The organism is Proteus genomosp. 6, assembly GCF_040139785.1.
Classification (GTDB): Bacteria; Pseudomonadota; Gammaproteobacteria; order Enterobacterales; family Enterobacteriaceae; genus Proteus.
Genome location: NZ_JBEEVJ010000004.1, coordinates 186599 through 198910, shown reverse-complemented (window position 1 = coordinate 198910; position 12312 = coordinate 186599). Strand labels below are relative to the sequence as shown.

The following is a 12312-nucleotide window of genomic DNA, read 5'->3' as shown; positions in this document are numbered from 1 at the left end:
AAAATGATGAGACATAATAATTAAAATAAATTAAATTTATATTCGATGATAACTTCTGACGAGAGCGTATTGGCGTGATGATATTTACCCTCAGTTAGAACAGGGGTTTTACCTTTCATTTGATAAGACCAACCAGGCCCAAACATTGCCCAAACAGTGAGATTTTTGAGTTTTGAATTAGTCGGAACCCAACGGCTGAATGTATTAATTTCACCTGTGCGAATATGATTACCTCGATAGTTAAATTGAGCAATATTACTTGCAATCCCAATGGCTAGCTCAGGAGTTAGGTTATAATCAGTCATCGTTGAAAGTACAATTTCACCATCACGCATATAATCATTTCCAGCAAACGCCATTGAAGTAAACGTACCTCGTGAGTTTTTACTCATTGCTCGAGGATAAAAACCCACTTCATTGGATTTATCTGCATTGGTATAACCTAATCCCCATTTAGTGCTCCAATTATCCGCCTGCCATTTACCATCTATGGCAAAATGCCAAGCATTATTATCAAAGTCACGTTTATTCGCAGGCATTATTTTATATTTATCTAAGGCCTGAGTTGCATAAATTTGTGTACCTATATTTAGCTCTTTTATAGGCTTTATATTTAAAAATAAGATATTTCGGCGTAGGTAATTATCGCTTTCACCATATCCATATTGTATATTTAGATTGTTACTTTTCCACAATAAATCACCACTAGCGATATGATTAATATATTTGCCACTATTGGTTTGAAATTGTTTTTTATCAGGTGAATTACGATCCATGGAGTTTTCAATATAAGCACCTCGTAATGTTAGTGCACCATAATTGATCGCTCCAGTCCAACCTGAATAAGTAGTTGGTGATAAACGTGTTGAATTAGAAATTACACCAAAATTTTTTATTGTCTGCCAACCCCAACGGGTACTAAAATTAATATCAGCAAGTTGATATTGTAATTTTATATTACGTTGACCAAATTTAGAGTAACCTTCGGCATTGTTTTTATTATTCCCTTCACCGCGATTATACAAAACGCCACGAGAATTAAAATAATCACTCGCACCCAATTTAACCGCCCCGTAATAAGCAACGTCAAAGCCGATAATATCAGCGAAATAACCAGATTTAAAATCAAGCCCAACGCCTTGTCCCCATGCATTATGGACACGGGTTTTACCTGTATCCTCTTCTTTTAAGTATTTCCAATAATTTTTTAATGATAGCGACATAGTAGATTGGCTAAATAAAGGATCTTCAAATACATTATTAATAAAAGTAGTTTCTTTGATATTATTTTCTGCTGTTTCAGCTAATGCTTTTATTGGATTAATTAATAAAAGTATGATGATACTTATCATCTTTATTTTCATAATATTCCCCGAGGTATAGGCGTAGTTACTCAAGCGAAAATATTTCGCCTGAATAACCATATTGAATAACTATATTTAATAACTACATTGAATGATTAGATATTAATTTTATTTTTTATCTAAAGACTGTTTTCCTAACTCGACATATTTTAATGTGCCAATTTCAGTTACAGTATATTGGCCATCTTTATAAATAATTTTAACAATAGCGGCATTAGAGAGTGGTTTATTTTTTGCAATATCATTAGTTAAATCAGAGATCATAATTTGCATTGCAATGCCCGATGAAATTGCCAGAATATTTTTATCACCACGTTCTTGGGCATTTTTAACAATGGTCTGAAGTGCAGCTTGAGTCCGTTCCTTTACTTGCTGATAATTCTCTGTCATTTTTTTAGGATCAGCTGCGGCTAACGCGTTTTGGTTTTTCTCTGCAGTGATGGTGCCAGCTTTCATTTGAGCAAATAAAGCCGCGCCATCTTTAAGGCCTAATTGTTTTGCACCTGCATCCGCCATATCTTTATTATATCCGCCTTCAAATCCACCAAAGAAAGCTTCGCGTAATCCATTAAGTTCATTTAATTTATAATTCTCGATACCCGCTTGTTTTAATATTACGCTCATTGTTTCACGTTGACGTCCAGCGTCGCTAGAATAAAAATTATCAAAAGGGATCCCTTTTAAACCCTCACCTAAATAACGAGCAACACGAATACCATCTTCTGTTAATGGCGAATCTACCCAACCTTGAACTCTATCAAAAGTATTTAGCAACGTTTTGCCATGACGAGCAAAATAGATAGTGATACCGTCATCTTCTTTAACATCCATAGCTGTTTCTGCAGCAAAACTGGTTGTTGTACTTATTGCTAAAATTAATGCTATAAGCCATTTTTTCATAATAATCCCCATAGAATGGTCTTTTTAATAAGCAAAAAAAAACCTACGCTAGAGAAATGAGACAAGACATAAATGGCATTATGCTTGTTCTATTTATCTTACGTAGGTTTCGCCTGTTTTTAACAGTAACAATCCAACATCGATAACGTTAGCACCAAATATAATAAAAAAATACACTATTTATGATTAGTATTAATAAGTGTGATCAAGTTCATATGATAATAATAAATTGGACATATTTTATTATTTATAAATAATAGATTGAATGTGGTGTTAGATTAAAATTTTTACTCTTATAGATAAGAAATAAAATTAAAAAATGAATAAATTAATCAATAATAAATAAAATGGTTTAATTGAGAAATAAATCTAATGAAAAAAACTTTTTGAGGCATAAAAATGATGTGAAACTCACACTTTTAAAATTTGTGATTTGAATAACGGTTCGGATTTGTTTACAGTAAAAGCGAGTTTACTGGATTGTTACTGCCAATGATATTGGTAGGCAAAACCTGATAAGACCATGAATTGTCATGGGACTATCGGGTTTTTTCATTTTTGGGGAAATAAAATGAAGATCGCAAAAATATTAAATAACAATGTGGTCATTGCCTTAAGTGAAAATAACCAAGAGCTCGTTGTTATGGGAAGGGGATTGGCGTTTCAAAAGAAAGTAAATGAAGACGTTGAACAAGATAAAATTGAGAAAATATTTGAGTTACGTAGCAACGAACTTATTTCTCGGTTAAGTGAGTTATTAAGCCACATTCCAATTTCTGTCATGAAAGTCTGCGATAGTATTATTTCTGTTGCTCGCTGCCAATTAGGAGAGCTTAATGAAAATATTTATATCGCGTTAACAGATCACTGCAATTATGCTATTGAAAGACAGAAAAAAGGCTTGGCTATTTCAAATACTATGATGTGGGAAATTCAGCGTTTATATCCTAAAGAGTATCGACTTGGATTAGAAGGATTAAAGCTGATTGAACAAGAGTTACAAGTAACATTACCGGTTGATGAAGCGGGATTTATCGCTCTTCACTTTGTTAATGCGCAATTAACGGGTGATATGCCAGCTGTGATGGAAACCATGACTATCATGCATGAAGTCATGAATATTGTTAAGTATCATTTTAATATTGAATATCAAGAAGATACTTTAGATTACCAAAGATTTGTTACGCATTTGAAGTTTTTTACCCACAGAATGATGAGTCGAGACACAGTGCCTAATGATGATATTTCTATGCATATTGTTATCAAAGAAAATTATCCGCTTTCTTGGTGCTGTGCAGAAAAAATAAGTCAGTTTTTACTGAATAAATATCAGCGCGAGTTAACGGATGAAGAGCGTATGTTTTTAGTGATCCATATTGAACGGATAAGAAAGAAACGACACGATTAATTGTTAAGGTATATTGTGTTGATATAAAAATATTAAATTAAAATGTGATGGATTGTTACTACCGATATTCGGTAGGCAAAACCTGATTTACTCTCATTTATTAATGGGGGTAGTCAGGTTTTTTTTTACATATTCATTGGTGGTTAAGCATTTCATTATTTAAGTCATAAAGGAATTGAGTATGGAATACCGAACATTAGCAGAACAGATCATTGATAATGTAGGTGGAAAAGGCAATATCGCCAGTGTTATACATTGTGCAACACGTTTGCGTTTTAAACTGGAAGATGACACTAAAGCCAATGCTGAAGTGTTAAAGCAGAACACAGGCATTATTACAGTCGTTGAAAGTGGAGGGCAATTTCAGGTTGTTATTGGTAATCATGTTAGTGAGGTTTATAAAGCGATTATTGCTCTTATCGGTGAAGTACAAAATAGAAATACTCAAAGTGAAAATAGCAGTAATAACAAAAAGAAAAAACGTAAGGATAATATCTTTAGCCATTTTATAGATATTGTTTCCAGTATTTTCACCCCAGTATTAGGGATCATGGCCGCGTCGGGGATTTTAAAAGGGCTATTATCATTAGTCGTCACTTTAAATTGGTTGTCAGCCTCAAGTGGAACTTATCAGATCCTATTTGCTGCAAGTGATTCACTATTCTATTTTTTCCCGCTTGTTTTAGGCTATACCGCGGGAAATAAATTTGGAGGAAATCCATTTTTAACTATGGCGATTGGTGGTGCATTAGTGCATCCGTTAATGCTTGCGGCATTTCAACAACAAACCACGGAATACTTTTTAGGTATTCCAGTCACATTTATTAATTACAGTGCGTCGGTTATTCCTATTATTTTTGCTGCGTGGGTGAGCTGTTTATTAGAAAAAAAATTAAACACTATTTTGCCTTCATCCATGAAAAATTTTATTTCTCCGTTATTGTGTCTATTAATTATTGTTCCGCTGACTTTTTTAGTTATAGGGCCTTTAGCAACATGGATAAGTTTGCTGATTGCAGACGGTTTCCAAGCTGTTTATAACGTAACACCTGTTGTGGCCGGTGCGATTATGGGGGCAATTTGGCAAGTGTGCGTTATTTTTGGTCTACATTGGGGCATTATACCGATTAGTATTAATAATCTGAGTGTATTGGGTCAAGATGCGCTTGTACCTCTATTATTACCCGCAATTGCAGGACAAGTGGGCGCAACACTTGGGGTTTTCTGGGCAACTCGTGATACTAAATTACGTATTATGGCTGGTTCATCGGTAACAGCGGGTATCTTTGGCATTACTGAGCCCGCGGTGTATGGAGTGACTTTACCTCTGCGTCGACCTTTTATTTTTGCTTGTATTGGGGGCGGAATTGGTGGGGCGATTGTCGGTTATAGCAACACACTTACGTTTTCGTTTGGTCTGGTAAATATTTTCACTTTCACACAAATTATTCCTGCAACGGGAATTGATAGCACCGTCTGGGGTGCCATTATTGGCTCGTTAATTTCATTTGTTTTTGCGTGTATAGCAACGTGCTTATTTGGGTTGAAAAAGGAAAATAACGCAGAGTCTAGATCTTCTATTCAATTACCAGCAACGCCATTTAATAGCGCTGGGAAAAATCCAACGCAAGAAACTATTTTTTCACCGTTATCAGGTGTGGTGATCTTATTAAAAAACACACCAGATGAAACCTTTGCTAGTGGTTTATTAGGCGATGGCGTAGCCATTATTCCAAGTATTGGTGAGGTTTATGCGCCTTTTGATGGTGAAGTTGCGTCATTTTTTAAAACGGGTCATGCCTTGGGCTTATTAAGTGAGAAGGGTATCGAGTTATTTATTCATGTTGGAATTGATACCGTTAAGTTAGATGGAATGTATTTTTCACCGAAAGTTAAAGTAGGGGATAAATTTAAAACTGGCGACTTATTACTCACCTTTGATCGTAAAAAAATTCTTGAGGCTGGTTACGATTTAACAACCCCCGTTATTGTGAGTAATACCGATGATTACAGTTCAATTACTGGATTGGAATTAAATAAATCGATGAGTTCAGGTTCAGCGCTTATCAGCGTTAATTACAAATAAGGAGTTAACAATGAAAAAATTTCCTAATACATTTTTATGGGGTGGTGCTGTCGCCGCTAATCAAGTTGAAGGCGCTTATTTAACTGCGGGTAAAGGATTAAGTACTTCAGATGTTCAACCACAAGGTATTTTTGGTTCTGTGGTTGAAAGAACAAGAAATGGTTTTTGTATCAAAGATATTGCCATCGATTTTTATCATCAATATGAAAAAGATATCTCACTTTTTGCCGAAATGGGATTTACCTGTTTAAGAACCTCTATTGCGTGGAGTCGTATATTTCCATTGGGAAATGAATCTGAGCCTAATGAAGAGGGGCTGGCATTTTATGATCGTGTATTTGATGAAATGGCTAAATACAATATTCAGCCAATTATAACTTTATCTCATTATGAAATGCCTTATCATCTGGTAACAGAATATGGTGGTTGGGGAAATCGTAAAACTATCGAATTCTTTGAGCATTATGCCCGTAGTGTTTTTCAGCGTTATAAAAATAAAGTCAAACTTTGGCTCACCTTTAATGAAATTAACATGTCATTACATGCGCCAATGACGGGAGTTGGATTAGCGGGTGAAAGAACGCAATCAGAAATTTATCAAGCCATACATCATCAGTTAGTTGCCAGTGCCAGGGTAGTTAAAGCGTGTCATCAAATTATTCCAGATGCAAAAATCGGCAATATGTTATTGGGAGGCTTAGTTTATCCATTAACGTGCAAGCCAGATGATGTTTGGGAAGCTATGAACGAAAATCGTAAATGGCTATTTTTTGGTGATGTGCAATGTCGTGGTCAATATCCTTCTTATATGCTGCGTTATTTTAAAGATAATCATATTGATGTTGTGATAACGGATGAAGACCGTCAGGATCTCAAGCAAACTGTAGACTTTGTGTCATTTAGTTATTACATGACGGGTTGTATTACAGCAGATAAAGAAGAATATGAGATGAAGCGAGGGAATATTCTCAGTATGGTGCCAAATCCTTATTTAGAAAGCTCTGAATGGGGATGGCAAATCGATCCTAAAGGTATTCGCATCGTGCTTAATCTATTGTGGGATCGCTATCAAAGACCTTTATTTGTTGTGGAAAATGGGCTTGGTGCGATTGATAAAGTTACGCCAGAAGGTGAAATCAATGATGATTACCGTATTCAATACATCAATGACCATCTGGTGCAAATTGGTGAAGCGATTGAAGATGGTATTGATGTAATGGGATACACCAGTTGGGGACCGATTGATTTAGTGAGTGCGTCAAAAGCCGAGATGTCTAAACGTTATGGTTTTATTTATGTGGATAGAGATGATCAAGGAAAAGGCTCATTAGAAAGAAAACGTAAAAAAAGTTTTTATTGGTATCAAAGTATTATTCAATCTCAAGGTGAATTATTGCGTTAACACAATTTTTTTGTGTGAATGACACAATAAAAAAGGAGAGCAGAGGCTCTCCTTTTTGCTATTTATTAGTATTTAGCTTATTGAAATCGACTTTCAACGGCTTGTGCTAATAATTCAAGAAGTTGTTCTGTGTCATTCCAGCTTAAACAAGGATCGGTGATAGATTGTCCGTAATTAAGCGGTTTATCTTGTATCACTTTTTGTGAACCTTCTTGTAAAAAACTTTCAGCCATCACGCCAACAATCGCTTGTGAGCCATCTTTAATTTGTTGACCAACATTTCTGGCTACTTCTAATTGACGACGATGAATTTTTTCACAGTTACCATGGCTAAAATCGATAATAAGATGCTCTGGTAAATCCACTTGTTTTAGTGCATCAACCGCATCAGCGATATCGCTTGCGTGATAATTCGGTTTTTTACCTCCACGCAGAATAATATGACCATAAGGATTACCACTGGTTTGGTAAATTGTCATACGGCCATTTTTATCTGGCGATAAGAAGGTGTGACCAACACGAGAGGCACGGATAGCATCAATCGCAATACGGGTATTACCATCAGTGCCATTTTTAAAGCCAACAGGGCAAGAAAGCGCAGAAGCCATTTCGCGATGAACTTGGCTTTCAGTCGTTCTAGCACCAATGGCGCCCCAACTAATTAAATCTGCAATATATTGGCCTGTGACCATATCGAGAAATTCAGTTGCAGTGGGTAAACCTAACGCATTTATTTCAATTAATAGCTTTCTTGCAAGGCGAATACCTTCGTTGACGTTGCAAGAGTTATCGAGGTAAGGATCAGAGATTAAACCTTTCCAGCCAATGACCGTACGTGGCTTTTCAAAGTAGGTTCTCATGACGATTTCTAAGCGGTCATGATAGCGTTCTTTTAGCTGATTAAGCTTAGTGGCGTACTCTTTGGCAGCTTTAGGATCATGAATAGAGCAAGGCCCTACAATCACTAATAGTCGCTTGTCTTCTCCGGTAAGGATCGCTTCAATGCGTTTACGTGCTGATGTGATATTTTGGATTATCTCATCAGAAATGGGGAACTCTTTTGCTAAGGTTTCTGGTGTTACCAGACTGTCTAAAGCCTTAGTCCGTAGTTCGTCTGTCTTTAACATAATTCATCTCAATAAATATACAGGGTAAGTCTACCCAGTGATTAAGATCACAATAAACGAAATTCAGCTAATTTCAACAGCGTTCACAGAGAAAAACGAATAAAAAAGTCGCCATAAAGGGTTAAAACATTCTTCTTGCTAATCCCATAGAATCAATTACCTTGGTTGAAATTTCTTCAACAGAATAATTCGTGGTGTTGAGATAAGGGATATTGTTTTTTCTAAAAAGTGCTTCTACTTCGGACAATTCAATTCTGCATTGACGAATAGAGGCATAACGGCTATTTTCGCGGCGTTCACCACGAATAGCGGCAAGACGTTCTGGCGCAATGGTTAAGCCAAATAATTTATGCTGATATTCTTTTAGTTCTGCGGGGAGTTTTAAGAAATCCATATCATCCGCAGTAAATGGATAGTTAGCTGCTTGAATACCAAATTGCATTGCTAAATAGAGGCTGGTGGGGGTTTTCCCGCAACGAGAAACACCAATTAAGATCACTTGTGCTTGATCGAGATTACGTAATGATATGCCATCATCATGGGAAAGAGTGTATTCGATGGCGGCAATACGAGCATCGTATTTACTAAGATTTTTTTCAGTCAGTCCATGAGTTTTATTTAATTTTGGCGATGCCTGGATCCCTACTTCTTTTTCAAGTGGTATTACGAGAGATTGCACAATATCCTGACAAAAACCTTCACTGCTATTTATTATCTGTTTAACTTCAGGACTGATAATAGAATAAAAAACAAGGGGCTTAACGCCACTCTTTTTATAAATTTCAGAGATTTTCTGTTTTATTTCTTCAGCTCTTTCCACAGTAGAAACAAAAGGTAATGTATAACTTTTCATTTTTAATGGAAATTGAGAAAGTACCGCATGGCCTAATACCTCTGCCGTAATCGCTGTACCATCAGAGATAAAAAAGACTGTTCTATCAATGGGTTCATTATTATCACAATTAATAGAATTCAAGCTTAATATCATAACGCTCACCTTTTTTTAGCTGAATTAGCAAATCAAACAATATTATCTAAAGCATTTTTAGTGATTATAAAGGATAAAAAAATAAAGTTTTCTGGTTGATCGATTCACCTTTCTATATTCAGCATCACATTGTGATACGCTTATTTCAGTTGTCGTTTTGACAGCGGGTTTTTCTTTTTTTCTCTCTCTCATAATTGTTTAAAAAAGGATTGTTCTCAATGTCCAGCAATAGCCTCACCCCGTGCAATGTGCTTTGGTATAACCAATTAGGTATGAATGACGTTGATCGTGTTGGTGGGAAAAATGCTTCCCTCGGTGAAATGATCACAAACCTAGCGGAACTGGGTGTTTCTGTTCCTAATGGGTTTGCTACCACAGCGCAAGCGTTTAATGATTTTCTGGAACAGAGCGGTATCAATCAGCGTATTTATGAATTGCTTGATAGCGTTGATGTTGATGATGTTAATCAACTGGCTCAAGCAGGTAATCAAATTCGCCAGTGGGTAATTGATACACCTTTTACGCCTCAGTTTGAAAAAGATATTCGCGATGCTTATCTCACATTAAGTGAAGGTGAATCTGAAGCTTCATTTGCCGTTCGTTCATCTGCGACTGCAGAAGATATGCCTGATGCTTCTTTTGCAGGTCAACAAGAGACGTTTTTAAACGTTCAAGGTATTGATGCCATACTCGTTGCAATCAAACATGTATTTGCCTCGTTATTTAACGATCGAGCAATCTCTTATCGTGTTCATCAAGGTTATGATCATCGTGGTGTTGCATTATCTGCGGGTGTTCAACGTATGGTGCGTTCTGATCTTGCTTCTTCAGGTGTGATGTTTACTATCGATACTGAATCTGGCTTTGATCAAGTTGTCTTTATTACATCAGCTTATGGTTTAGGTGAAATGGTAGTACAGGGGGCTGTTAACCCAGATGAGTTCTATGTACACAAGCCAACTTTAGCAAAAGGTTTACCTTCTATTGTTCGTCGTAATCTTGGCTCTAAAAAGATCCAAATGGTTTACGCGGATAGCGTTGAACATGGTAAACAAGTTCGTATCGAAGATACACCAGAGTCACTGCGCAATCGTTTCTCTTTGACTGATCATGAAGTTCAAGAGCTGGCTAAACAAGCTGTATTGATTGAACGTCACTATGGTCGTCCAATGGATATCGAATGGGCTAAAGATGGACATAATGGCCGTTTATACATTGTTCAGGCACGTCCAGAAACAGTTCGTTCTAACCAACAAGTTATGGAGCGCTATCAGTTAAATGAAAGTGGCTCTGTTATTATTGAAGGTCGTGCTATTGGTCATCGTATTGGTACAGGTGCCGTTAAAGTTATTCATAACTTAAGTGAGATGGATAGAATTGAAGCGGGTGATGTGCTGGTTACTGACATGACAGACCCAGATTGGGAACCTATCATGAAAAAAGCCTCTGCGATTGTAACTAACCGTGGAGGTAGAACATGTCACGCTGCAATTATTGCCCGTGAATTGGGTATTCCAGCTGTTGTAGGTTGTGGTGATGCAACAGAATGTATTGCTGAAGGAGAAGTTGTAACCGTTTCTTGTGCTGAAGGTGATACAGGATTTGTTTACGATGGCAAACTGGATTTTTCTATTCAAAGCTCCGCAATCGATAATATGCCTGAATTAGGGCTCAAAATTATGATGAACGTCGGCAATCCTGATCGTGCATTCGATTTTGCTGGCCTACCAAATGATGGTGTCGGTCTTGCGCGTTTAGAATTTATTATTAACCGCATGATTGGTGTGCATCCTCGTGCATTATTAGAGTATGACGACCAAACTGAAGCACTGAAAGCCGAAATCAATGAAATGATGGCGGGCTATGAATCTCCAGTTGAGTATTACATCAGTAAACTAACGGAAGGGATTGCAACATTAGCAGCGGCATTCTGGCCTAAACGCGTTATTGTTCGTTTATCTGACTTTAAATCTAACGAATATGCCAACTTAGTAGGGGGCGATCGTTATGAGCCAGATGAAGAGAACCCAATGCTAGGATTCCGTGGTGCGGGTCGTTATGTTTCTGACGATTTCCGTCGCTGCTTCTCCCTTGAGTGTGAAGCAGTCAAACGTGTTCGTAATGATATGGGTTTAGAAAATGTTGAAGTCATGATCCCATTTGTTCGTACTGTACGCCAAGCTGAAGAAGTGATTGACGAATTAGCGGCAAACGGTCTGAAACGAGGTGAGAACGGCTTAAAAGTCATTATGATGTGTGAAATTCCATCAAATGCCTTATTAGCGGATAAATTCTTAGAACACTTTGATGGTTTTTCTATCGGCTCTAACGACATGACCCAATTAACATTAGGTCTTGACCGAGATTCAGGTGTGGTTTCTGCACTGTTTGATGAACGCAATGATGCAGTGAAAGCCTTATTATCAATGGCAATCCAAGCCGCAAAACGTAATGGAAAATATGTGGGTATTTGTGGTCAAGGACCTTCTGATCATGAAGATTTCGCACAATGGCTAATGGAAGAGGGAATTGATAGTTTATCGTTAAACCCAGATACCGTAATTAAAACTTGGGTAAAATTAGCACAATAGAATTAATATCATCGTTATAAATAAAAAGCTCACAATATTATGTGAGCTTTTTTTATACAATTATTAAATAATAGGCAAAAAAAAGCCTATCATGGGCTGACAGGCAAAGACTACACACAGCAATATTTTATATTCTTTAATCCCGCCAATTAATCTATTAATATGAACGGCGAAATTATTAATTCGATGAAACATTTGTTTCGTTGATATTTATATTAAGAGAAATGCGTTAATTATGCTCTAAGAATTATCTCAATAAAAAGAATATTGGTTTATTTAAAATTGAATATAACTTGCTGGTAACAAACAGGTTTAAAAAAATGTAATTTGTTTCAAGATGTAAGTTTTAATATAGAAATATAATGATTTATTCCTAAATTGATAATCTTTATTAAACTTTGCTCTGTTATTTTTAGAGCATGTAAGTAGCTACACTTACATGCTCC

The 12312-nt window shown here is 36.5% G+C and carries 8 protein-coding genes; 4 read left to right on the top strand and 4 right to left on the bottom strand.

Annotated features, from left to right (window positions below):
- Positions 1–20: 20 nt before the first annotated feature.
- Positions 21–1364 (bottom strand): OprD family outer membrane porin, encoded by a 1344-nt coding sequence (locus ABN212_RS06885; protein ID WP_198619620.1) that lies wholly within the window; start codon positions 1362–1364, stop codon positions 21–23.
- Positions 1365–1472: 108 nt separating this feature from the next.
- Positions 1473–2264: a histidine phosphatase family protein gene (locus ABN212_RS06880; RefSeq protein WP_198619619.1), complete on the bottom strand. Its 792-nt coding sequence runs from the start codon at positions 2262–2264 to the stop codon at positions 1473–1475.
- 571 nt (positions 2265–2835) lie between these two features.
- Between ABN212_RS06880 and licT the strand changes: the two genes are divergently transcribed.
- The 3 genes from licT (at position 2836) to ABN212_RS06865 (ending at position 7160) form a co-directional block, all read left to right on the top strand.
- Positions 2836–3672 (top strand): BglG family transcription antiterminator LicT, encoded by an 837-nt coding sequence (gene licT, locus ABN212_RS06875; RefSeq protein ID WP_198619618.1) that lies wholly within the window; start codon positions 2836–2838, stop codon positions 3670–3672.
- Between the two features lie 181 nt (positions 3673–3853).
- On the top strand, positions 3854–5758 hold the full coding sequence (gene bglF / locus ABN212_RS06870) for a PTS beta-glucoside transporter subunit IIABC (protein ID WP_198629816.1): 1905 nt from the start codon (positions 3854–3856) through the stop codon (positions 5756–5758).
- 10 nt (positions 5759–5768) lie between these two features.
- Complete coding sequence (locus ABN212_RS06865; protein WP_198619616.1) at positions 5769–7160, top strand: glycoside hydrolase family 1 protein; 1392 nt, start codon at positions 5769–5771, stop codon at positions 7158–7160.
- Positions 7161–7237: 77 nt separating this feature from the next.
- Here the strand turns inward: ABN212_RS06865 and ABN212_RS06860 are convergent, their stop codons facing one another.
- Positions 7238–8287: a 3-deoxy-7-phosphoheptulonate synthase gene (locus ABN212_RS06860; RefSeq protein ID WP_198619615.1), complete on the bottom strand. Its 1050-nt coding sequence runs from the start codon at positions 8285–8287 to the stop codon at positions 7238–7240.
- A 121-nt stretch (positions 8288–8408) separates the two neighbouring features.
- A complete protein-coding gene (gene ppsR / locus ABN212_RS06855; RefSeq protein ID WP_198619614.1) occupies positions 8409–9275 on the bottom strand; it encodes a posphoenolpyruvate synthetase regulatory kinase/phosphorylase PpsR in 867 nt (288 codons plus the stop codon).
- A gap of 218 nt (positions 9276–9493) precedes the next feature.
- Between ppsR and ppsA the strand changes: the two genes are divergently transcribed.
- The gene (ppsA, locus tag ABN212_RS06850; RefSeq protein WP_198619613.1) at positions 9494–11866 is read left to right on the top strand and encodes a phosphoenolpyruvate synthase; all 2373 of its coding nucleotides are present in this window, start codon (positions 9494–9496) and stop codon (positions 11864–11866) included.
- Positions 11867–12312 lie beyond the last annotated feature (446 nt).